Source organism: Gammaproteobacteria bacterium, assembly GCA_029881255.1.
GTDB lineage: Bacteria > Pseudomonadota > Gammaproteobacteria > S012-40 > S012-40 > JAOUMY01.
Genome location: JAOUMY010000022.1, coordinates 1 through 23,856, shown reverse-complemented (window position 1 = coordinate 23,856; position 23,856 = coordinate 1). Strand labels below are relative to the sequence as shown.

The 23,856-nt window shown below is 47.8% G+C and carries 18 protein-coding genes and 1 pseudogene; 10 read left to right on the top strand and 9 right to left on the bottom strand.

Going from position 1 to position 23,856, the window contains the following annotated elements; translation table 11 throughout:
- From OEZ43_21285 to queF, 5 genes are all read right to left on the bottom strand, one after another.
- The coding region (locus OEZ43_21285) for a transposase (protein MDH5548118.1) at nt 1-238 on the bottom strand (238 nt) is incomplete at its 3' end.
- 255 nt (nt 239-493) lie between these two features.
- A complete protein-coding gene (locus OEZ43_21280) occupies nt 494-1,144 on the bottom strand; it encodes a hypothetical protein (GenBank protein ID MDH5548117.1) in 651 nt (216 codons plus the stop codon).
- A 134-nt stretch (nt 1,145-1,278) separates the two neighbouring features.
- Nucleotides 1,279-2,016 (bottom strand): sulfate transporter CysZ, encoded by a 738-nt coding sequence (cysZ, locus tag OEZ43_21275; GenBank protein MDH5548116.1) that lies wholly within the window; start codon nt 2,014-2,016, stop codon nt 1,279-1,281.
- A 3-nt stretch (nt 2,017-2,019) separates the two neighbouring features.
- Entirely contained in the window at nt 2,020-3,309 is a 1,290-nt protein-coding gene (locus OEZ43_21270; GenBank protein ID MDH5548115.1) for an FGGY-family carbohydrate kinase, read from the bottom strand.
- Nucleotides 3,310-3,318: 9 nt separating this feature from the next.
- Nucleotides 3,319-3,708, bottom strand: coding sequence for a preQ(1) synthase (queF, locus tag OEZ43_21265; protein MDH5548114.1), 390 nt, complete (start codon nt 3,706-3,708; stop codon nt 3,319-3,321).
- Nucleotides 3,709-3,802: 94 nt separating this feature from the next.
- Between queF and smc the strand changes: the two genes are divergently transcribed.
- The 6 genes from smc to OEZ43_21235 all read left to right on the top strand — a co-directional run bounded on the left by smc (nt 3,803) and on the right by OEZ43_21235 (nt 15,408).
- A complete protein-coding gene (gene smc / locus OEZ43_21260; GenBank protein MDH5548113.1) occupies nt 3,803-7,309 on the top strand; it encodes a chromosome segregation protein SMC in 3,507 nt (1,168 codons plus the stop codon).
- Between the two features lie 11 nt (nt 7,310-7,320).
- Nucleotides 7,321-8,232, top strand: coding sequence for a hypothetical protein (locus OEZ43_21255; GenBank protein ID MDH5548112.1), 912 nt, complete (start codon nt 7,321-7,323; stop codon nt 8,230-8,232).
- A gap of 9 nt (nt 8,233-8,241) precedes the next feature.
- The gene (gene ligA / locus OEZ43_21250; GenBank protein MDH5548111.1) at nt 8,242-10,272 is read left to right on the top strand and encodes an NAD-dependent DNA ligase LigA; all 2,031 of its coding nucleotides are present in this window, start codon (nt 8,242-8,244) and stop codon (nt 10,270-10,272) included.
- A 27-nt stretch (nt 10,273-10,299) separates the two neighbouring features.
- The gene (locus OEZ43_21245; protein MDH5548110.1) at nt 10,300-10,782 is read left to right on the top strand and encodes a GNAT family N-acetyltransferase; all 483 of its coding nucleotides are present in this window, start codon (nt 10,300-10,302) and stop codon (nt 10,780-10,782) included.
- Between the two features lie 195 nt (nt 10,783-10,977).
- Complete coding sequence (locus tag OEZ43_21240; protein ID MDH5548109.1) at nt 10,978-11,622, top strand: hypothetical protein; 645 nt, start codon at nt 10,978-10,980, stop codon at nt 11,620-11,622.
- A 126-nt stretch (nt 11,623-11,748) separates the two neighbouring features.
- Complete coding sequence (locus tag OEZ43_21235; protein ID MDH5548108.1) at nt 11,749-15,408, top strand: hypothetical protein; 3,660 nt, start codon at nt 11,749-11,751, stop codon at nt 15,406-15,408.
- A gap of 47 nt (nt 15,409-15,455) precedes the next feature.
- On the opposite strand, the gene OEZ43_21230 is transcribed toward OEZ43_21235, so the two are convergent.
- From OEZ43_21230 to OEZ43_21215, 4 genes are read right to left on the bottom strand one after another with little or no spacing between them, the layout of a single operon-like run.
- Nucleotides 15,456-16,259: a peptidylprolyl isomerase gene (locus OEZ43_21230; protein MDH5548107.1), complete on the bottom strand. Its 804-nt coding sequence runs from the start codon at nt 16,257-16,259 to the stop codon at nt 15,456-15,458.
- A gap of 23 nt (nt 16,260-16,282) precedes the next feature.
- Nucleotides 16,283-16,561 (bottom strand): BolA family transcriptional regulator, encoded by a 279-nt coding sequence (locus OEZ43_21225; protein MDH5548106.1) that lies wholly within the window; start codon nt 16,559-16,561, stop codon nt 16,283-16,285.
- Complete coding sequence (locus OEZ43_21220; protein MDH5548105.1) at nt 16,561-16,863, bottom strand: YciI family protein; 303 nt, start codon at nt 16,861-16,863, stop codon at nt 16,561-16,563. Before OEZ43_21220 ends, OEZ43_21225 begins: the two co-directional genes overlap by 1 nt.
- Nucleotides 16,863-17,414, bottom strand: a complete 552-nt coding sequence (locus OEZ43_21215; protein ID MDH5548104.1) for a septation protein A — start codon at nt 17,412-17,414, stop codon at nt 16,863-16,865. The genes OEZ43_21220 and OEZ43_21215 overlap by 1 nt, the downstream gene beginning before the upstream one ends.
- Before the next feature lie 337 nt (nt 17,415-17,751).
- Between OEZ43_21215 and OEZ43_21210 the strand changes: the two genes are divergently transcribed.
- From OEZ43_21210 to OEZ43_21195, 4 genes and pseudogenes are all read left to right on the top strand, one after another.
- Nucleotides 17,752-21,492, top strand: a complete 3,741-nt coding sequence (locus OEZ43_21210; protein MDH5548103.1) for an RHS domain-containing protein — start codon at nt 17,752-17,754, stop codon at nt 21,490-21,492.
- Between the two features lie 3 nt (nt 21,493-21,495).
- Nucleotides 21,496-21,822 (top strand): hypothetical protein, encoded by a 327-nt coding sequence (locus OEZ43_21205; protein MDH5548102.1) that lies wholly within the window; start codon nt 21,496-21,498, stop codon nt 21,820-21,822.
- Between the two features lie 27 nt (nt 21,823-21,849).
- Nucleotides 21,850-21,972 (top strand): annotated as a pseudogene (locus OEZ43_21200) (hypothetical protein).
- 881 nt (nt 21,973-22,853) lie between these two features.
- Nucleotides 22,854-23,856 (top strand): hypothetical protein (locus OEZ43_21195; protein ID MDH5548101.1); only part of this gene is annotated, 1,003 nt, incomplete at its 3' end.

Below are 23,856 nucleotides of genomic sequence, written 5' to 3'. Positions count from 1 at the left end.
GCGCAGTGTTTTCCAATGCCATATCCGCATACATACGTTTGAGCTTGGCATTTTCAGACTCCAGGTCTTTTATTCGCTTTAACTCAGACGCTTCCAGTCCTCCGTATTTGGACTTCCACTTGTAATACGTTGGCGAACTGATCCCGTGTTTACGGCAGATCTCCTGTACACCGATTCCGGCCTCCGCTTCCTTTAATATCGATACAATTTGTGTTTCTGTAAATTTTGACTTCTTCATTAGAGCCTCCTGGGCCTAGTTTGCCAGAATTCTCTACTTTTGACTTGTCTACTTTTTGGGGAAGCTTACGGTTCCATTGAGGCTCAGGTATAACTTCCATCGGTAGCGATTTTTTTGCTCTTTGCTCATCCGGCAGCGTTGTTTCGATAATGAGTTCGATTGTATTGTTGTTAATGAACGCGGGTGTGTGTATCTGAAAGCTGGATAAGCTTAGCTGAGTTCTTTTCATTATTAATGCAAGTTTTTCGACGGGTGCTAAACCTTCCTCAAATTTGTGCTGACGTATTTTCTATCTTGCGATTGCAGTCCTTGCCAAAGTGTAATGATATCGATTTTTAGTCCCGAAAACGGCAACAGCAGTGGAGGTCGAGACAGAGCTTGCTTGCTAGCTATCTCACCCACGCCAGGTGATGAATCGATTTCGACCGGCGGTTTTGCCTGGATCTTGGGGTTCTTGATAAGGCAAAGTAACTGCAAATACATTAAAATTGCATTCTCGCCGGAAAGGACCGTAGTTGGTAGATACGGTTCTTTCTTCACAGAAAAAGTCGTCACCAGAAAACCATCACGCCGTTTTTCGGTAATCCAGGGATTTGTGTCGAAGGCTATGTACTCAATATAGACATGCGGTTTGAGTCCAACTGCGAGATAAAGAGTCTCAAGGTAACGCGAAAAGGATAGTCTATTTGGTGTGGCGGACTCCAGGCTGATATACCAGCGGATCCGCATCAAATCAACGTCTTGGATGACGCTATTGGCATCACACAAATCCGTTGTTCGCAATATAAGCACCTGCTCGTCAGTATTGACCCTAATATCTGGATCTACTAGACCAACAAGCGAAAATCGTTTCGCCTTACACTCAATTTCATTTAACAGACTGTCGGCAAAATTCAATTGCGGCATTTCTTGTCGGTTTATAGGGTGCACGTTACTTTTATATTTTTAATGGGAACGCGACTACGAGGAGTTGACTTGGTTTGATGCTCAGTCTAACGTCATTTCCAATTAATATCGCTGTGTTGCGCTGGGATCACCCATCAATCAGAACCTTCAAAATTTTCCAAGTGAAGCAAGGTCGCCCCTACAACCGCACTAGGAACCACAAACAGGTTAACAACCGGAATCATAGTACTAAACATCACCGCGCCCCCAAAACCTAGTCCTAGCCAACGGCGTTCGCGCATACGCAGGCGTTGATCACGAAAGGCGACTTTTTGGTTGGCGAAAGGGTAGTCTACATATTGAAGCGACAATATCCATGAGCTGTAGACCAACCAAGCGGCGGAGGCGAAAAAGTTTACGCCGGGAATAAAAAACAAACCGAGAAACGGTATCGCGCGTATCCCTGCATAGGTGATTTTTTGAAACTCTTCTTTTATCGTCGGACCAACCGAAGCAAGTGCTTCGGCCCAGTCGGTTTCGAGTGGTTCTTTGTTGCTGACCATGCTGGTGACGGCTTCTGCCAGATAACTGTTAAAAGGCGCGCTAATCAGATTTGCAACAATCGTAAACGTAAAATAGGTGAACAACAACATGCCACCTAATACTATCGGCATGACTAACCAGTCCAACCACTGCAACCATTCCGGCATCGATGCCAGCGCGGCGTCGAGTAAATCGCTTGCCCATGAATAGATCAGAAACGTGAGCCCAACGAATAATGTGATATTGATCAGTAAAGGTACAATCACAAATTTACGTATACCCGGCTGGCGCAACATGCTTGCACCACGTAGCAAATAATTCGCGCCGCTAAAAGGATTGTTTTTTGACATAGCTTATTCCTGTTGTTGTATCGCCGCATGAGCCAGCAGGGCGCTACCATAGGCGGCTTCGGTTTGTTGCGCACGTTCTACCGTGGTGCGTAACTTTGTTTGACGAATCTGAGTCCACGCATCATTAACGCTTCCACCACCACTGGTCAAAACCCGTCGCGGGTAGGGTGCGCCCATCTCGTGTAACTTTTCATAGGCCTGCTGTTCGATAGTAGCCAGGCCTTCGAGCATGCCCTGGAAAAAAGAGACATCGCTCGACGGCCGTGGTTCCAATTGAGGGGCCAGGTCTGGGTCGGCGATGGGAAAACGCTCGCCTTTGCGTAGCAATGGATAATAGTCCAGCCCCGTTGATTGCTGAGGATTCAATTGCGCACTCATGTCATCGATTTGTTTCTGAGTGAAAAACTGTTTAAACACCGCGCAGCCCGCATTCGACGCACCGCCGGCCAGCCAATAGGCGCCCAGGCGATGACTGTAGACGCCGAATTCCGGCGCAAACACCGGCTCTTCGCACAATATTTTGAGCACCAATGTAGAACCCAAAGTGGTAACCGCGTCACCGACATTATCAACACCTGTTGCGAGAAATGCGGCGATACTGTCCGTCGTACCGGCAATTACCGCTGTCGTCGTAGACAGGCCGCTACGTTGCGCGAATTCCGCGCATACCCGACCGGTGAAGCTACCGGGAGTGAGTACTACTGGAAGCTGAATTTTCTCAAGATCAAGCAATTCGCCTATCCACTGCGGCCAGTTACGCGCGACCGGGTCATAACCCATTTTCAGCGCATTGTTCTCATCGCTGATCAAAAAATCGCCACGACACACACCGCTAAGCCAATCCGCCTGATTTAGAGCAATTGCATTGGGCGAGTCAGTCATGGTTTGAAGGCTGATTAATTTGGCTAAACCGGAACTACGACCGTGGGCACCGCTTTGATCGGGCGCCAATGTTCGAATGCGCTCGGCGGCATCGGCATTGTCTGCATCGTTATACATCAGCGCTGGCGTCAGCGGCGTGCCAGTGGCGTCACACAACAACACACTGCCGGATGTACCGTCGATACACAACGCAACGATATTTTTCAGCATAATCTGACCGCGGAGTTGATCAAATAATGAGCGTAAACCTGTCTCCCACACGCGTGGGTCTTGCGACACCCGATTACCTATAACCATGGACGCGGAGAGCTCAACGCGTGCTTCGGCACAAATGGTAGCCGCATCGTCGATAACGATGGCGCGACAACCAGAAGTCCCAAAATCGATGCCGAGGAATAGCGGCTTATTTATGCTCACGGATCAGGGAAGCTGCACAAGCGTGGGTGCTTGCCACTGAGGATTGCGATGTTCGGCAACGACGGTAGTGTATATGCCGCCTCGAACGTTGAATTCAGCGGTAATGCGCATAAAGCGTGGGTTTGTTGCTTCGACTAGATCGGCCAAAATTTGATTGGTCACCGCCTCGTGAAAGGCGCCCTGGTCACGATATGACCAGATATACATCTTCAGCGCTTTCAACTCGACGCAAGACTGATCGGCGACGTACTCAATATTGATCGTGGCGAAGTCCGGTTGGCCAGTTTTTGGGCACAAACAAGTGAATTCCGGCACGCGAATTCGGATGGTGTAATCCAGCTTCGGGTTCGGGTTTTCGAAGGTTTCAAGATTTTTACTGGGTTGGCTAGGCATGGGTTTCTCTCTGTGTTACCTTAGCCGGGCATTGTACCGGATTACGTCCTACTGAAAAAAATCTATTTCTTTAATACTGGATAATCAACGAGATATGAGACTTTCCAAGATCAAATTGTCTGGCTTTAAATCCTTTGTAGACCCAACCACTGTACACCTGCCGAGCAATCTCGTCGGCGTTGTTGGGCCTAACGGAAGTGGCAAGTCTAATATCATTGATGCAGTGCGTTGGGTAATGGGCGAAAGCTCGGCCAAGCACCTGCGCGGCGACTCCATGGCCGACGTTATTTTCAACGGATCGGCTGCAAGAAAACCAGTAGGGCAGGCATCCATCGAGTTAGTATTCGATAACAGCCTGGGTAAACTCGGCGGTCAATACGCGGAATACAACGAGATCTCGATCAAGCGTCTGGTCAGTCGTGACGGTCAATCCAATTATTACCTCAATGGCGCGCGTTGTCGTCGCCGTGATATTACCGATATCTTTCTCGGCACCGGTCTGGGCCCACGTTCTTACGCGATTATCGAACAGGGCATGATCTCGCGTTTGATCGAAGCCAAGCCCGAAGAATTGCGAAATTTAATGGAAGAAGCGGCGGGTATCTCCAAATACAAAGAGCGTCGCCGTGAAACCGAAACGCGCATGAAACATACGCACGAGAATCTCACGCGTATAAACGATTTGCGTGAGGAGCTCGACAAGCAACTCGAGCGTTTACAAAGACAGGCGCGTACGGCAGAACGCTATAAAGTTTTAAAAGCCGAAGAACGGGAAAAAAAGGGACAGTTGCTCGCCCTGCAATGGCGCGAAATGGATAATCACGCACGCGAACGCGACGAAGCGGTGAAAGCGTTTTCACTCAATCTGGAAGCGGATATCGCGGCGCAACGCTCACTCGAAGCCAGTATCGAAAAACAGCGTGAAACCGTTACTGAAGAGCAGGACATTCTGAACGAGATTCAGGCGCAGTTTTACCAGGTTGGCGCGGAGATCTCGACCAAGGAACAGGCCATACGTCACTACCAGACGCGCAAACAGGAACTGGAACAGGATTTAAAACAGACCGAACGCGAGTGGAAAGAAGCGAATCTGCATTACACTCATGACAGTGACAAGTTGACCGCGCAACAGAAGCGCTTGCAGGAACTTGAGCCTCTGGTTGAGTCGGTATCAGAGACACTGGCGCTATCAGACAGTCAACGTGAAGAGGCAGAAGCCAATCTACACGAATGGCAAGCCCGGTGGGATGAGTTCACTCAAAATTCAAACGCACCTGCGCAATCCGCAGAGGTGCAGCGCACCCGTATTACCCATATGGAAGATCAATCACGCCAACTGGAGCAGCGTCACGGTCGACTGCGTGACGAATCCCAGGGTGTTGATACCGCCGAACTGGAACGTGAGCTAGCAGAACTGGATGAAAGTATCGAGATTGAACAAGAGCGTCTCGATACCTTGCTCGGCAATATGCAAACGCGCAATAGCCGCATCTCGCAACAACGCGAAACCAATCAGGACATTTCTGATCGCCTGTCGCAAGCGCGCAGTCGTCGTCAACAGATTGAAGGTCGTGTTTCTTCTTTGGAAGCCCTGCAGGAAGCGGCTCTCGGAGAAAACAAAGAAGCCAGCCAGTGGCTACAGGACAAGGGTTTGTCCGACAACCAACATCTGGCGCAGGGCCTCGACGTCAACAGTGGTTGGGAAAAGGCCGTCGAGACTGTGCTTGGCCAACACCTGAATGCCATCTGTGTTGATAATCTGGATCAGGTCGTCAACGTGGTAAATGAATTGGGAAACAACAATATCGGTTTTGTCGAGATCGATCGCACCGCATCGATATTGCCCAGTGGTGACCGGAAACGTCTGGCCGACCAAATCAAATCTGATTGGGCAACCAGCAGCCTCCTTGCTGGGGTTTTTTGTGCTGACTCGGTTGAACAAGCGCTGGCGATGCGCTCGGCCCTCGCAGAGAACGAATCGGTGATTACACCGCAGGGGATTTGGTTGGGCAGACATTGGTTACGTATCAACCAGGCTCTGGACGAAAAATCCGGCGTGATTGAACGTGAAAAAGAATTGAAACAATTGTATGAAGAACAGCAATTGTTGAACGCCCAACTTGATGAGTTGAATGAGTCTTACGAAATCGGCAAACAGACACTGGCCGAAGTAGAACGCGAACGCGACGAGATGCAGCGCGATCTGAGTCAGATGGAAAGACGCCTGGGCGAAATCAAGGCGCAGCGCAGTGGTAAGCAGGCGAGATTCGATCAGGTCAATACGCGTATCGAACGTATTTTGCGTGAACAGGAAGAGATTCAGGTACAGCTGGAACAGAATAACGCGCAAATTCAAGAGGCACGCGCCGCGCTAGAACTTGCACTGGAACAAATGGAAGAAACTACACGTCAGCGTGAAGTGCTTACTGCGCAACGTGATGAGTTGCGTGCGCGTGTTGAAGAGACACGTCGCCAGTCCAATGATGACCGTAGCAAGGCACAGCAGGCGCAACTCGAACATAAGGCCGTGATGACGTCGCTGGAGAGTCTGAAGCAGAATCTGAACCGCCTCGAACAACAGATAGAATCCTTGCGTGAACGTCGTCAAAGTCTCGAGTCTTCACTCCATGAGGGCGACAATCCGGTCACGCAGGTCAAGAGCGAGCTTGAGACCTTGCTAAACCAGCGCATGGAAGTTGAGGCACGTCTAGCCGATGCCCGACGTAAAGTTGAAGTCATCGAAGCCGAACTTCGTGATTTGAGCGAGAAACGTGTACGCGCCGAACAGAAAGTTCAGGAGACGCGCAGCCAGCTCGACGAAGCGCGGATGAATGCGCAGACCTTGAACGTACGTCGTCAGACGATACAGGAACATCTCGCCGAGGAAGGGCACGAACTTAGTACCGTGTTTGAGGCCATACCGGAAGAGGCCAGTATCGAAAATTGGGAAGAACAATTGACGGCAATTGCGACCAAGATTTCCAAACTGGGTGCAATCAATCTGGCGGCCATCGATGAATACACGCAAGAGATGGAACGCAAGAAATATCTTGATGAACAGTTGAATGATTTGAATGAAGCCTTGAGCACTCTCGAAAATGCGATACGCAAGATCGACAGGGAGACGCGTGCGAAATTCAAGGAAACCTTTGATCAGGTCAATGACGGCTTGAAGAAAAATTTCCCAAAACTGTTTGGCGGCGGTCAGGCCTTCCTCGAACTAACAGGCGAGGATTTGCTCGATACCGGCGTGACTATCATGGCCAGACCACCCGGCAAGCGTATTAGTAATATTCATTTGTTATCTGGTGGAGAAAAGGCACTCACCGCCGTAGCGTTGGTGTTTTCGATTTTTGAATTGAACCCTGCGCCGTTCTGTATGCTCGACGAGGTGGATGCGCCACTCGACGAAGCCAATGTGGGACGATTCTGTAATCTGGTTAAGGCAATGGCGGAACATGTGCAGTTCATATTTATTACACACAATAAAGCGACGATGGAAATCGCGCAGCAACTCAATGGGGTTACCATGCACGAGCCTGGTGTTTCCCGCATGGTAGCAGTTGACGTGGATGAGGCCGCTGAACTGGCCGCAATGTAGGGGCTTCTGATATGGAGGCACTGAGCGAATTTTTTACCGATCCCTTACGACTGACCCTGGGTGCGGCCGCACTCGTGGTGTTGTTGGGTATCGTATTTTTTGGCCGTAGCAAGAGTGGTTCTGGTACGAATACAGAAACGCTAAGCAAAGATCAGATCAAAGACGCGCTGACGCGTAACGATGACGAAAATGTCGTTGTAAAAAAGGGCGAGTCAAACGCCAAAGACATCAATGAATCACTGGTGTCGTCACTCAAGCCCGAGTCCAACAAAGTAAAAACAGAAATTACCGATGAAGTGGATATTTCTGCGGATGTTCCCCTTACACTGTTAAACCAGGGTTTTTCTGCACGTCCTACTTCTGAGCGAGGTATGGAGGAGTTTGATCGTGCTACCGACGCTGTCGAAAAAATGGATCAGAGTCAGTTGGAACCTATCATGGAAGCCTACGCAAAAACACCGGAAAATGCGTCGTCTGACGAGCGTGAATTGTTTATTGTCTTACATGTGGTAGCGCTCGACGACAATACGTTTGCTGGGTCAGATATCGTACGTGCGATGGAGAAGAATCATCTCGTCTATGGACAGTACAAGATTTTTCATTACCCGTATCCTGAAGATGACAATCTATCCTTGTTCAGCGTAGTCAACATGCTCAAGCCAGGATTTTTTGAGCAGGAAAATATGAATGATTTAGTTACAACAGGTTTGAGCTTCTTTATGCGTATGCCTGTTATTCCGGGGATGCACAAAGACGTGTTTACCACGATGCTGGTAACAGCGCAGAATGTTTCGCGTAGCCTGGGCGGGCAATTGCAAGACGAAACTCACCAGCCCTTGACGCAATCGGCAGTGGACAAAATCAAACAAAGCATACGCGAGTTCGATGAACAGACGATTTCCTTAGAAAAGCAACCTCACTAAGACATCACCATGACGGCTGTCACTTCTGTTAAAAAGCGCATTGATGAATTGCGCGAAACCATTGAGTACCACAACGACCGCTATTACGTGCACGACGACCCGGAGATTCCCGACGCGGAATATGATCGTCTTATGCGCGAGTTGCAGCAACTCGAAACAGAACACCCTGAACTGATTTCTCCAACATCGCCGACTCAGCGCGTCGGCGGTAAACCGCTCGACGCCTTCAGCCAGGTTAAACACAAGGTACCGATGTTGTCGCTGAACAATGCGTTTAGCGATGAGGATGTTTTTGATTTCGACCGACGCATACGCGAACAACTTGATCTTGATGTGGTTCACTATTGCGTCGAACCAAAACTCGATGGTCTGGCAATTAGTCTGCGTTATGAGCAGGGTGAGTTTGTGCAAGCCGCAACGCGCGGTGATGGACTCACAGGAGAAGATGTCACGCTCAATGTCAAAACCATTAAGGCCTTGCCTTTAAAGCTAAGAGGTAAAGGCTTTCCCGATGTGCTGGAAGTGCGTGGTGAAGTCTTTATGCCTTTAAAAGGGTTTGATGAACTGAATGTACGTCAACAGGCGGCAGGAGAAAAAACCTTCGCCAATCCACGTAATGCAGCAGCGGGGAGTCTGCGGCAGCTGGATTCACGAATCACGGCGCAACGCCCGCTGACATTTTATTGTTACGGCGTCGGTGAAGTATCAAAGGAAGTGGCGTCTACTCACTACGACACCATACAGCAACTCAAGTCCTGGGGTTTGCCTACCAACCCCGAAGTAAAGCGCGTAAAAGGCCCACAAGCCTGTCTGAAACAATATCAAGCTTTGAGTGAAAAGCGCAGCAAGCTCGCCTATGAGATCGACGGTGTGGTGTATAAAGTCGATGACTTGCGCTTGCAACAAGACATGGGATTCGTCGCCAGAGCGCCACGCTGGGCCGTTGCGCACAAGTTTCCTGCCGTGGAGGAGATTACGCTACTCAACGGCATCGACGTTCAAGTTGGTCGTACCGGCGCCCTGACACCCGTCGCGCGTTTGGAACCTGTGCGAGTCGCTGGCGTAACCGTGACCAATGCCACCTTGCATAATCAAGATGAAATTGATCGTAAAGATGTACGGATTGGTGACACCGTGATTGTACGTCGCGCCGGCGATGTCATTCCGGAAGTGGTCGGCGTGGTATTGAGTAAACGTCCGACGAATGCGAAGAAATTTAAAATACCAGATAAATGCCCGGTGTGCGGTTCCAGCGCTGTACGTGTCGAAGGAGAGGCGGTTTCCCGTTGTAGTGGTGGTTTGTTTTGTGGTGCCCAACGCAAAGAGGCGATAAAGCATTTTGCCGCGCGCAAGGCTATGGATATCGATGGTCTTGGCGATAAACTGGTTGAGCAATTTGTCGATGAAGGTTTGATTGAAGACGTTGCCGATTTATACAAACTAGACGTAAAACAACTTGCCGAACTGGAACGCCTGGGAGAAAAGTCGGCGCAAAATCTCGTCGATGCATTGGAACAAAGCAAACAGACCAGCTTCGATCGATTTCTTTATGCCTTGGGAATTCGAGAGGTTGGTGAGGCAACTGCGCTTACGCTATCGCGACATTACGGAGATCTGGAGTCCTTGATTATGGCCGATGAAGTGAATTTGCAAGAGGTACCTGACGTCGGACCTGTTGTCGCCTCGCACATCGTGCAGTTCTTCAAGCAAAAACATAATCGTGATGTCATCGATAAATTAATCAAGGCAGGTATTCACTGGCCGGAAGTGCAAAAGGCAGAGCCAGGCGAGCAAATACTCGCGGGCAAAACCATTGTGCTTACCGGAACACTTTCAACTATGACCCGTAACGATGCCAAGGCCGCATTGCAGGCACTAGGCGCGAAAGTTGCTGGCAGTGTGTCGAAAAAAACCAGTTGCGTAATTGCCGGCGCCGAAGCCGGGTCAAAACTGACAAAAGCACAGGAGTTAGGCGTGCCGGTCCTGGATGAGGATCAGCTCCAGCAATTGCTGGCTAATCCGGGCGCGTTCGAACTTTAGTAAAAATGGAATGAAAATATCGCTGGCATGGAAGGCGCACTCAACATAAGAAATCTAAAAGCGGACGATCATCCGCCGGTGATATCCCAGATCCCGTTGTGGTGGGGCGGAAGGGATCTCTCACAACTCTTGCCCAAATTGTTTTTCATCCACTTTCAGCAAACCAGTTTTGTAGTAGAAGAGCAGGGCGAACTTATCGCTTTTCTCGTCGGTTTTTTATCGCAAACCTTTCCTGATCAGGCGTATATTCATTTTGTTGGCGTGCACCCCGACTACCGTGGACGTGGAATTGCGCGAGATTTGTATTCCCGTTTTTTTGAAACCGTCAAACAGTATGATCGCAAGGAAGTGCATTGTCTGACTTCGCTCGTCAACAAAGACTCGATTGCCTTTCATCAGCGGCTTGGTTTTGAATTTATGCCAGCGCCACAGCAATCCAACGGCATTCCCTATGTGGCGAACTACGATGGCAAAGGTGGTGACCGGGTATTGTTTGTTAAATATCTATAACAATATCTCTGTTGAATCTTATTTCAGAAAGTGACATAGTTAACTCGGCAAATTGGTACAAATGGAGTGGGTAAGGATACCGTAGACAGATAATAGGGACAGATTCGGCTAACTCAAACGTCGTAAACAAATTCCTTCCCTTCGCGCGGCTGCTTACTCGACAAACTGAATGTTTTTTAAAAAGGGAGAGTCTTCTTGAAGGCGTTGTTGGGACCAGTATTGTTTTTCGTAAGTGCTTTATTTGCAGGCAGTGCTCATGCATCGACCATCACACTGGAAGTGATGGATGAGGATAATGTGTACCAGATTGGTGAAACCGTCAGTATTGGCTTGTTTTACGACTTTGTCGATGACAATACCGCGGCCGGCAGCTTGTCCGCAGACTACGACAGTTCTTTACTAAGTTTCAGTAGCTTCGCCTTTTCACCGTTTTATGCTCCTACCTATGAAAACCCGGACGATACCGCGCTCGATTTTAACATCATCGCCACGTTCAATAATCCCTCGGTCAGCGGCGGCGACGCTTCAGATATTTTTTTCGGTCGTATAGGTGGTTTGCAGTGGGCAGAATTTATCGACAGTGAAGTTGTCGTACACGACGAACGCCAGGGCATGGTTGGCGTATTTTATTACGAGGCTTCTCAAGCGGGCGATGCGGCGTTTACCCTCGATAGTCTAGGCAGCGGCTTTTACAACAATACCAACAATTCTAGTTTTCCTTCGATGTCCGGTGTTTCTATACATGTGGCTCCCGTCCCAGAGATGGAAACCTGGTTGATGATGTTGGCCGGAATGGGGGTTCTAGGATGGCGTTTGAGAAAGACACAGATTTCGGTTTAGCTACTACTGTTTATATTTCAAAAAGCTCAACACTCGCCGTCATTAAATAACAATAGATAAATTTGAAACTCTGTCGAGTCGTTTTGCGTTTCGGAGTTGTTTGTTGTTTTACTGCAAGGGAATGGTATGAAGTATTTGTATAGTGTCGTTGTTCTTTACTTCTTTTACTTATTGCAATCCTGTTCTGATCATGGCCTTGCAACCACAAATGTCGATGCTAACCAAGTCGAATCATCCACAATAATTACCAATGAAAAAATGGCCGCACCAGCAGCAATTGGCGATACACGATACAAAGTTAGCAGTTTAGGAAGTATCCCCGGGTTCAACTACAGTAGTCCTCCCTATTTTTTTAACACCTGGCTGTATCTAAATAACAGCGGAACCATTGCTGGCGGTATGATCGCAATCGATCGATTCAATCCCGAAAATTGGAATGACATGCGGCCTTTTATAGCTGACGCGGCTAGTGGGATAGTCGACTTTTTGCCACCGGGTGTCGTAACGGGATCGGTTGCGGGCTTGAATGATTCTGGTCAAATCATCGGTTTGGAATCACTGTTTTTTGCTGCCCCTTGGTCCGGCGTTCTATACAGGCGTGACAGTAGCGGGTTACTTGAGTATCCGGTATTCCCACCTGGAGGTAACAGTCTGATTGACATAACAAACGGTGGAGAAGTCGTTAGCGGCTACCTGATAAACGAGTCAGGTCATCGTATGAAGCCAGGGCCTGTTTCAATGGAGAATGGATACCAAACCACCCGCTGGAGTCTGGGGATGTATTCAGGCGAAAACTGTTACCCCGATCCACTGGCCTGTAGTCAGGCGAGCTTTATGGGTAGTGATGAGATATGGGTAACGGTAGGGACGCTCGGGGGAGATTGGAGTGTGGCCTATGACTTCAATGACAGTGGACAGGTCGTTGGTCTATCCCCGATCTCAGGCGATGGTAGTACTTCAACGATACGCGCCTTTCTGTGGCAAGATGGCGTAATGACTGATCTCATCGCCACCGCATCAAATATTGTGGATGTTGATCCAACAATACTGAGTAACGACACGCGTGCAATTGGTATAAACAATAACGGCCAGATTCTCATACAAAGTTTTCAAAAGTATGGCTTCGGATACAAAACTCATTACATCTGGGAAAACGGACAATTGACCCTGGTGCAGAATTCCTATGGCAGCGGTTCCTGGGGTTATGGCCAACGTTTGTTGGCGATAAACGATAACGGACAAATAGCGGGTTGGTCTACTCCGATCAGCAGCAGTGAGGAAGAGCTCGTATTGCTTACTCCCTATATAGTAGGCACAGAATCGGATATCGCTATTAATGCACAAAGCATCTCTTCGACGATTGATGCCGGTATGACAGAAACGTTGTCATTGGACATACGCAATCTCGGCCCGGCAAATACGGTGGTAACTCTCGACGTTGATTTGCCGATGGGCCTGTCACTAAGCGGCGATACACTCGGTTCTTGTACGCAAACAGCACAACGGGTTCAATGTAACGTCGGTGATTTACCGGCGACGCAAGGCGTGTTTGTCGATTTAACAGTCGTGGCATCACAAGATATTGAGGGCAATGTCACGTCACGTATTTATGGCGCGAATGTAGATCCGGATGAGCAGAATAATACCAAAACCTCATCGATAGTTATGTCGTCATCTGGCATAGGCGGTTTTAGAATACGACGTCCCGCAGGCAAAGATGTATATGTCTTTCGGCCGGAGCAGGGCTTACGGGTCGCTCTTGATACGAATGGTACGGCCATCGGACCTGGGACAGCGAGTATTAGGCTTGAACTTGATGGTGAAGATGTAGGGGTCTTTGATCAACTAAATTCACTTACGCTGAGTGATGTGTTACCAGGTAGTCATGTTCTTAGGGCCAGCGTGGTTGATCCTGACGGTATAGCAACCGGTGACAGTGATGAAGTCAGTTTTATCGCCGCAAAAATGAAAACCTTTTCCTATGACACCAATGCTTTTCAAAACCCGGATTTCCAAAGTCGTATTCAAGCCTTGAGTGGAGATTTTTTTGTTGTTCCAGATACGATTGCAGGCACATTGCCTGATCAACTCCAGATAAAGACGCACTACTTTGTCGACGGAAATTGGCAAAGTGGTCGGTCGTTTCAATACTCGGAACTTATTGATCCGGGCTCGGCAGAGCTCCCGTATCCTGGGTATTACAATTACTTTGCTCTCGGAGCCTTCGGTGGAAACTTCATCGCTTCATCTCCCTATCAAACAAGCGCGGGATATGTCAGCATTCATCCCGTCATTGCCGGTGCCGATACCTATATGTTAGGTATTAAGTCGAACAATATCTTCTCGAACAATATGAAGCATGATCGTTTTTTCGCAAGCATACCGGCCAATATGGCATCGTACGGTCCTCTTGAAACGATTACATGGTCACAGGCCCAACTCTATCCTGTCTGTTATAAAACTACACCACCGTATGAGGGATGTTGGACCGCAGTTTATGATCTTATCAGGGGATCGAACATAAACAATATTCAGATCTCTGATGCTGCAGGTTACGACTCTGCAATTTGGCGTGACCAGTTACTCTTGGGTGCCTATAAGAACGACGCCATGGGTGGTAGTAGTGGTGCGGTATTGTTGACAGCTGGCGTTAGTGTTATACAAACCATCGTACCTAGCGATGCAAAAGCACACGATTGGTTCGGACGATCCCTGGACCTTCACAGTGATCGTCTGGCAGTCAGCGCCATGTATCACGATGCCTATGCAGAGGATGGGGGAGCTGTCTATATATATCGCCATGATGCCGTGAGTGAAAGCTGGAACCTGGAGCAGAAACTCGGGTCTTCGACAATAACACCCGGCAATCAGTTTGGCGCACAAGTTAGTCTCTCGAGTCATTATCTTGCAACCGCTGGTATGCGTCGAGGCAGCTATGATTGGACGGAAGGCAATCAAAACCCGATTATTCTTTTCCAGAAATCGGGAGAGGCATGGGTAGAACTCGGAAAGTTGATTGACAATTATGGATCGGTAATACACGCCGCTTCGATCAGTTTAAGTGATGGTCGACTAGCCTTTACCACTCAAAATTATACCGGCGTGATTGAGTTAGATCAGTCCGTAATACAAGCGGATTTCGTAATCGATCATGTGGCTTCTTCATACGATGTTGCAATTGGCGATAGTGCAAGCGCGCAGATAGTAGTTGCAAATCAGGGCACCGATACAGCAACAGTGAGCCTGGAAATTCGCGGTGACAACTGGTCGCATTCCTATCCGACCTTGCTACCTAACTGTTACAACAATGATGCAACACCTGGAGTTTTGTTCTGCCCACTAGGTGATTTCGAGCCAAACGAAACACGCGTCTATCACTATGAAGTGTTTGCCGTAGACAGTGTTTCACCTGTACACACGTTTACCCTAAAAACCAACGTTCAAGACAATGACCTGAGCAATAACACGGTTGACGCAAACTATCGTTTTTACGCCAAAGTAGATAGCGATGGCGACGGTGTCTATGATGCCGTGGATAATTGCACCGAAGTCGCAAACGCCAACCAACGTGAATCGGATGGTGATATTTACGGCGATGCCTGTGATAAAGACATCGATAACAGCGGTCTGGTCGACATCAAGGATTTTATCGAAGAGAAGAAACTATTGGGTAGCACTGGTCCACTAGGCGATTTTGACGAGAGTGGTTTAGTGGATATTGCTGATTTGATTACGGTGAAAAAGGCTTTGGGAAGTGTACCAGGGCCGAGTGGCTATGCGCCGTAACAGATAGAACAGACACCGGCAGAATATCTGTCGGTGTCCATCAAAATTTATGGCTGAATCTTGATTTCAGCTTTCTCTTTCAACTTGTCGATAAACTCAGCAATAATCTGATTTTGTGCGATTTCCAGTACTTGTTCTTTTACCGAATCAAAACTAGGCGGATCAATCTTGCGTGAATCTTCACGTAAAATCACGTGCCAGCCAAAGCGAGTCTGTACTGGGCGCTGTGTGTATTTGCCGTCTTTGATTTTTTCAATAGCTTCTGCAAAAGGTTTAACGACTTGATTTGATGCAAACCAGCCCAAATCACCGCCACTGCTATTTGATGGTCCAACAGAAAACGTACTTGCGAGTTGCGCAAAGTCGGCGCCACTACGCAGTTTGTTGATCATGTCTGCCGCCTCATCCTTGGTCTTTAACAAGATGTGTCTTGCTTTGTATTCCATTCCTGCCTTAGCAACGATCTCGGCCTTGTATATAGTCATCAACAGATCTTTGTCAGGGTCATTGCTTTCAATCAAGCGTTGAATACGCAACTGCAACAAAGTGTTTTTGATCGTCTCACGCAATTGGGCGGTAATCTCGGCCTCTTCATCCATTTTGTTTTGTTTGGCATCCTGTACAATCAACTCTCTGTTGATCAATTCTTCGAGTAACTCCATGCGTTTTTCATCAGGAAAACCTTCAGATATTCCTACGCCCAATCGCTTGACCGCATATAGATTCAGTACTTCCTCATCAATCGGCTCACCATTCACCTCGGCTATAACCGGTCCCTTGGCTAATGCCAAAGAACCCATACCGAGAGACAGACTAGTCAGCAAAAAACAAAAACGTAATGCGTGATACATAAAGCCTCTTTTCGGGTTTAAAACTATTTAGTTACTTCTTCGGGTGTCTTTGCCTTGATACTCAGTGCGTGTATATCCGCCTGCATTCCGGTTTCAAGTGCCGCATAGACCATGCGGTGACGCGCCAACAGCGCTTTACCAGCGAATGCCTCAGACACGATGTTCACGGTAAAATGCCCACCACCGCGCGCACTGGCGTGACCAGCGTGCTTGTGACTGTCGTCAATGATTTCAAGTTGTTGTGGTTGAAATTCTTCGGTCAGCGTCTTCTCGATATATTCAATACGTTCCTGTGTCGACATCATGATGGAAACACCTTTTTGAATGGTTTGATTTCAACGTTTGCGTACACGCCGTTTAATACATACGGATCTTGATTCGCCCATTCTTCGGCCTCTTGTTGACTGGCGAATTGCGCCACAATCAGACTGCCACTGAAACCAGCCGGGCCTGGATCTTCTGAATCGATTGCCGGATGAGGGCCTGCAATCAATAAGCGACCTTCGTCTTGCAAGGCCTGCAATCGTTCAAGATGCGCAGGACGAACCGCGAGACGTTTTTCCAATGAGTTGGCTTTATCAATGCCCTGAATACAGTAATACATCAAGAATCTCCCTTGTTCGGACCTTCGGGTTCAATATGTTTCATCAAAAAGAATCCCTGGATAAGCAGAAACGCCAGGGTCAATCCCATCATGCCGAACAGCTTAAAGTTCACCCATGTATCGGTATCGAAGTTATACACCACGTAAAGATTGACCACACCGAGAAACACAAAAAACAGAACCCAACTCCAATTGAGTTTCGCCCACAGACCGCGTTCGAGCGTAATACTCGCGCCCATCATGCGCTCAACGAGATTCTTCTCACCAATAAACTGGCTGCCTAAAAAGGCAACGGCAAATAACCAGTTCACAACCGTCGGTTTCCACTTGATAAACATTTCATCTTCAAGTAACAGCGTCGCTCCACCGAACACAACGACCAGCGCCAGGGTAATCAAATGCATGTTTTCCACACGCCGGTGCTTGGTCCAAATATAAGCCACCTGCACCACAGACGCCGCAATCGCCACCATCGTCGCCACGTAAATGTCGTAGGTTTTATAGGCGATAAAAAACAGCAGTATTGGGAAAAAATCGATTAACAGTTTCATATAAATAGCGTTTTCCTGTCAGAGCGCGCTATTTAACCATAAATGGGGGAAACTTGCTGTAGGAAGTATGTGTGGGAGGGTTTTAGAGAAAAGTGGAAACTCAACAACTGCCTGTTTTAGATAGATAAATTGCAACTCAAAAACATCTGTGGAATATGTTGGTACGTAAAAACAATCAGTTACCCGAGCAGAAAAAACACATAGAACCTCGAAAAGATGGCGAACGATACTTAATCCTTTTTAATTAAATGGAATTAGTGGCTGTCAAGCAATTTTTCAAGTAAGAAAATCGCTAATAGACTGATTATTATGGAAATGAAAGAAAAAATATACCCTAGTGAATGGTATATGGATAGCGGACAAAGACATTGAACTCACGTTAACGCAAAACGGCACCGGCTATATTGTTGGACACAGAGACGGTACCCAAAAGTTTTTCAATTCCGCCGGTTTATTGTGGCGTGTAAAAGACAAGTCTGGCCGCGAAACCAATTATCTTCGCGATGAAAACAACCAGGGTAGGCTAAGCGCTATTGTGGGACATTTTGGTCACAAGTTATCGTTCCAATACGATAGTCAAAACCGGATCACACAAATCACGCTGCCAGACGCGAGCGAAATTCATTATGCATACGACGAACAGAGTAATCTGGTGCGCGTAACGTATCCGGATACTAGCGTTAAACAGTATCACTACGAGAACACTAAATTTGAAAATCACTTGACCGGTATCAGTCGCGAGAATGGCGTTCGATATGCCACCTTCGGATACGACCAGGACGGAAAGGCTGTATTGACGGAGCATAGCGAGGGCAAACAACGTTTCACTATTCAGTATCCCTCCGAAACCAAAGCGATTGTCACGGATGCCGCTGGCACAACTCGGGTAATGGAATTTGAAACCAATCTTGGTTACAAGAATCTGGTTAAACTGACAAATCTCAGCGACGGAAAAGTATCACAAAAAAGCTATGACGAGCGCAACAACCTGGTAAGTCAGACTGACGAGGAAGGGCGCGTAAAGACATACGCTTATAATGAAGCCAACCAACTCATACGTATGACCGAGGGCGCGGGCACCCCGCTTAGCCGCACAACGGAGTATGACTACGTTTCAAGTGACATCAGTCTACCAACCCAGACGCGTACTAAAAGTGTCAACACCGGCGCGCAAAAACGTGTCTCTATCGAATACGATGCGAAACAGCAACCGACCTCGATCCATCAATCCGGCTACACCGTCGAAGGAGTAGCGATCAACCGTACCGTGTCTATGAAATACAATACACTGGGGCAGTTGATCGAAGTGGATGGACCACGAACCGATGTCGACGATGTCACACACTTATCCTATTACTCGTGCTCCAATGGCGGCGCTTGTGGCCAACTGAAAGCAGTCAAAAACCCACTCGGTCAAGTGACCCGTTACGAGGCCTATGACGATAACGGACGTATCATCCGTATCGTGGATGCCAACGGTTTGAGCACGCACTATGACTACGATCTACGCGGACGTATTCTCGCCATTACACAGTCCACGCAGGGGCAGGAGCCGCGTACTACTCACTATCAATACGACCTTGCAGGCCAGTTGATATCTACCGTCGATCCCATAGGAGCGGAATGGTTGTATCGCTATAACGACGCCGGTGAACTGACTGAAATCACAGACAACCTAGGCAACATTGTATCCCGTGCTCATGATGCACGTGGTAATCTGCTTCGCAGCAGTATCACTGACGTCAGTGGTAATCTCGTGAGCGATGTAAGCTACGCCTATGACGCACGTAACCGCGCCATTGAAGTCAACTCCGGTGAATCGGTTTTCAAAAAAGCGTTTGACGCCGCGGGCAATCTAGTATCGGAAACCGACGCCAATAATAACGCGCCAACAATACATCAACGAGATGTGCTGGGTAGACTGCTAACTTCAATCGATCGTCTGGGTGGCGAGATACGTTATGCCTATAACGTACAAGATCAATTAACCGAAGTGACCGCCGCCAATGGCGCGAAAACGCTATATGTCTATGACGATCTCGGAAATCTACTAAAGGAAGAAAGCCCAGATCGCGGCACAACTTCCTACCAATATGACAGCGCCGGAAACCTCATCTCACGACAAGACGCGCGCGGCGTAGTCGTCACCTATCAATACGACGGCTTGAACCGTGTCACGACGATAGACTATCCCGGCGATGAAGAAGACGTCCACTATACCTATGATAATTGCACTAACGGCCTGGGTCGCCTATGTACCGTAAACGATCAAAGCGGAAACACCGCGTTCGGATACGATGTTTTCGGTAACATCGCCGCAAGAAACTGGACCGCCTTTGGTGTCAACTATGAAACTATCTTCGCTTATGATGCGGCCAATCGCCTCATCCAAATGCGCTATCCAGACGGCCGTGTTCTGAACTATCAACGCGATCTCTTAGGACGTGTGGTGAAGGTGAGCCAAGATAAAAACGGAAAACTCACCGAACTCCTTTCCGACAGGCAATACCGCGCCAATGGCCAGGTACAATCGCAACGTTTCGGCAACCAGGTCGAGGAAGACCGTCAATACGACGTGCAAGGCCGCCTGTTAACCCAACAGATAGACGACACTCAACGGGAATATCAGTACGACGCCAATGGCAACGTACTCGCCATCCTTGATCCACAACAACACGCGAGCTATACCTATGACGCCATGGACAGACTCGTATCTGATTCACAAGACGCATCACAAGAAATAACCCAACTCAGCTTCTTGTATGACGCCAACGGCAACCGCCTACAAACGACGTCAGAGGAACGCGATCTCGCCTATAACTATGAGACGAACACCAATCGCCTCACCCTGGCCAATAACCATTCAGTGATCCTGGACGAACAGGGCAACACCCTCTCAGACCAAGACGGCAAACGTCGTTTTGAATACAACCAGGCGAATCGTTTAGTGCGTTTCTATCGCAAAGACAGACTACGCGCTAGCTACGCCTATAACACCTTCGGTCAGCGCATCAGCAAGACCCTGCATCACCGTGAAGACAAACACCACGACGATCACGAGGCACATGGCAAACACGATAAGCGTCCACACCAGACCACCGTCTATCACTACGACCTCAACGGCCAGTTAATTGCAGAAACCAAACCCGAAGGGGATTTGATCAAGGCCTATGTATGGGTGGATGCGACACCGCTTGTACAGATCACAGGACATACAAACAAGGGAATTGGTCATGCCAAAGGAAAGCACAAAAGGGATGGCAAAAAAGGTGACCGTGAATACGGGCGCAAACATGTAAAGGAAATAATCCACTATCTCCACACTGATCACCTAGGTACACCGCGTATAGCTACGAATACAGACGGTGAGCTGGTATGGCGCTGGATGGGTAACGCGTTTGGGGATACACAGCCTGAGTGGTTAGATCATCACGACGAGCGTCACGAAGGAAAGGGTACGCACAAATCGCATGACAGTGACAATGGACGTAAGAATGACGATGAAGAACACATCAACCTCCGCTTCGCCGGACAGTATTATGATGCAGAGAGTGGATTGCACTATAATTATTTTCGGTACTATGATCCGAGTTCGGGGAGATATATGACGTCTGATCCGATTGGGTTGGATGGTGGGTTGAATACGTTTGGGTATGTTGGGGGGAATCCTAATTCTAACATTGACTATTATGGGTTAAGGAGCTACACGAAGGACGAAACATTACGGATTATTAAGGAGGCTAGTCAACAAAATCTATTTGAGGCGTACAATAATCATAGCGGTTCTGGAAAATATGATTTTAGAGTAACTCAACCGGATGATACTTTCACAGTAGGATGTAAACAATATTCAGCCGGACAGTTTGGGAATTTTCTTGCGGGTTACACCGGCTGGAACCTGGGTGGATATTTTCTCTATATGGATGTGGTAGCCGCCGGAGTTATATATGATATTTTTGAGAAAGGAATTTCTGGTACAGACCTTGATGCATATAGCCGAACATATATCCGAGAAGGTGCCGTATATTCGATGTTAGAAAATGCGGGCAGAAATGTAGATAGTAGCTGCGGATGTTAAATTATGAGCATGGACTATGTGATTTTATTCATTTCAACGACGATTTTGACTGCTCTGAGTCTATTCCCAAAATCTAGATGGATTAGAGTGATTTCTGTTTTAGTTCTATATTTTTGGTTGTTGCTGGTTGTAGTGTTTTCGATAGATGTAGTCTCACGAGAAATTATGGAGATCGCAAACAATCGAATTGAAAATATTGATGCAGGTTTTTCTGCCGGTGTTCGTGCCCTTCGGGAAAGCCTCTACTATCAACGGGTTTCCATAGCGATTGTTTCTTCAAGTATATGCATAATTGCGTTGGTATATATTTTTCGGAAGAAAAATATCTAATGTATTGTTTGCGAAATTGGGGAATCTTACGATCCGAGTACAGGGAGATATATGACGTCTGATCCGATTGGGTTGGATGGTGGGTTGAATACGTTTGGGTATGTTGGGGGGAATCCGGTTGGATGGATAGATCCCAAAGGACTTGAAACTGCCGTGGTTGTTGGAGGTGCTACAAGCACGAATCCGTTTGGGCACGTTGCGATTAGTTTTACGGGGAAGGGTGTCTACAGCTTCGGAACCGGTACGCTTCGAGGTAGTAGTTTTACAGACTATCTTTCTGCGCAAGCGTCATATCGCAATTCTACAGTATACATTCTAAATACGACGGCAGAGCAAGAGGCTCTTATGCTTGCAGAATTACAACGTTATGAGAGTAAGTCTCTTCCTAATCCATTTAAAGATCTCATTGGAGCAATAGAAGATACTTGCGCGACGCGGACCCAAAGCGCACTTGAAGCCGGTGGAATAGTCTCGCCGTTGCTACCTTTCCACAGTCCATTTCCCGTTGATACAGCGGCTTTGGCGATGCTGAATGGTGCGACTCAAACAAGCATTCCGCAAGGAGGTCATATTCCAGATGAATTTTCGAAATTTAATCCATGAGAATCATATGAAAAATGTAGCATTTAGTTTATTTTCGATTTTTGTGTTTTCATGTGATTTCGATGGAATAAAGAACGAGTCAATTAATAAAACGGAGTATTCAATAGTTGAGTCGTTCGAATACAAGTACAGGGAGATTTCAAACGATAAACCTTAATTTGTTATAGACGACGTACTCGGTACCAGTAGTTCCGTTGTTGCGTTTCCAATACGATCGCAGTCGAAAGGGTATGTTGTTGTGCTGGCAAACGCAGAAGGAGTTCCTAAGGTTAAATCTCTACCAAATATTGATTTCGTCGTCTCGGAAAAATCTTATAACGAAATTAAATTAAGGGTTAAGTTATCCAAGGAGGTGGATAAATTTATAAAGAGTAGTATAGAGTAACGATTTCTCAGAAAACTATTTTCCACTCGCCTTCTGTGCCAGGATGGTTATATACGATGTATTCGGCAATATCACCACGAGAACCTGGACCGCCTTTGGTGTTAGCTATGAAACGCGTTTCGCCTATGATGCGGCCAATCGCCTCATCCAAATGCGCTATCCAGACGGCCGTGTTCTGAACTATCAACGCGATCTATTAGGACGTGTGGTGAAGCTAAGCCAGGACAAAAACGGAAAACTCACCGAACTCCTTTCCGATAGACAATACCGCGCCAATGGCCAAGTACAATCGCAACGTTTCGGCAACCAGGTCGAGGAAGACCGTCAATACGACGTGCAAGGTCGCCTGTTAACCCAACAGATAGACGACACACAACGGCAATACCAGTACGACGCCAATGGCAACGTACTCGCCATCCTCGATCCACAACAAAACGTGAGCTACGCCTACGATGCGATGGACAGACTCGTATCCGATACACAGGATACGACTCATGAATTGACGCAAATCAATTTTCTGTATGACGCCAACAGTAACCGTCTTCAAAAAACCAACGACGAACAAACACTAGCCTATGACTATGTGGCCAACAGCAACCGTCTTACTCTGGCCAACAACCGCGCCGTCGTCCTGGACGAACAAGGCAACACCCTCTCAGACCAAGACGGCAAACGCCGCTTTGAATACAATCACGCCAATCGTCTAGTGCGCTTTTATCGTAAAGACAGACTACGCGCCTCATATGTTTACAACGCCTTCGGCCAACGCATCAGCAAGACCCTGCATCACCGTGAAGACAAACACCACGATGATCACGAGGCGCATGGCAAACACGATAAGCGCCCACACCAGACCATCATCTATCACTACGACCTCAACGGCCAGTTAATTGCAGAAACCAAACCCGAAGGGGATTTGATCAAGGCCTATGTATGGGTGGATGCGACACCGCTTGCCCAGATCAGCGGACATGCAAACAAGGGAATTGGTCATGCGAAAGGTAAGCATAAAAGGGATGACAAAAAAGGTGAGCGTGAATACGGAC

What these genes read in the sequence shown, in the direction of transcription:
- OEZ43_21280 (MDH5548117.1), bottom strand. Translation starts at nt 1,144, where the DNA reads ATGCCGCAATTGAATTTTGCCGACAGTCTGTTAAATGAAATTGAGTGT.
- cysZ (MDH5548116.1), bottom strand. Translation starts at nt 2,016, where the DNA reads ATGTCAAAAAACAATCCTTTTAGCGGCGCGAATTATTTGCTACGTGGT.
- queF (MDH5548114.1), bottom strand. Translation starts at nt 3,708, where the DNA reads ATGCCTAGCCAACCCAGTAAAAATCTTGAAACCTTCGAAAACCCGAAC.
- smc (MDH5548113.1), top strand. Translation starts at nt 3,803, where the DNA reads ATGAGACTTTCCAAGATCAAATTGTCTGGCTTTAAATCCTTTGTAGAC.
- OEZ43_21255 (MDH5548112.1), top strand. Translation starts at nt 7,321, where the DNA reads ATGGAGGCACTGAGCGAATTTTTTACCGATCCCTTACGACTGACCCTG.
- ligA (MDH5548111.1), top strand. Translation starts at nt 8,242, where the DNA reads ATGACGGCTGTCACTTCTGTTAAAAAGCGCATTGATGAATTGCGCGAA.
- OEZ43_21245 (MDH5548110.1), top strand. Translation starts at nt 10,300, where the DNA reads ATGGAAGGCGCACTCAACATAAGAAATCTAAAAGCGGACGATCATCCG.
- OEZ43_21235 (MDH5548108.1), top strand. Translation starts at nt 11,749, where the DNA reads ATGAAGTATTTGTATAGTGTCGTTGTTCTTTACTTCTTTTACTTATTG.
- OEZ43_21230 (MDH5548107.1), bottom strand. Translation starts at nt 16,259, where the DNA reads ATGTATCACGCATTACGTTTTTGTTTTTTGCTGACTAGTCTGTCTCTC.
- OEZ43_21225 (MDH5548106.1), bottom strand. Translation starts at nt 16,561, where the DNA reads ATGTCGACACAGGAACGTATTGAATATATCGAGAAGACGCTGACCGAA.
- OEZ43_21220 (MDH5548105.1), bottom strand. Translation starts at nt 16,863, where the DNA reads ATGTATTACTGTATTCAGGGCATTGATAAAGCCAACTCATTGGAAAAA.
- OEZ43_21215 (MDH5548104.1), bottom strand. Translation starts at nt 17,414, where the DNA reads ATGAAACTGTTAATCGATTTTTTCCCAATACTGCTGTTTTTTATCGCC.
- OEZ43_21205 (MDH5548102.1), top strand. Translation starts at nt 21,496, where the DNA reads ATGAGCATGGACTATGTGATTTTATTCATTTCAACGACGATTTTGACT.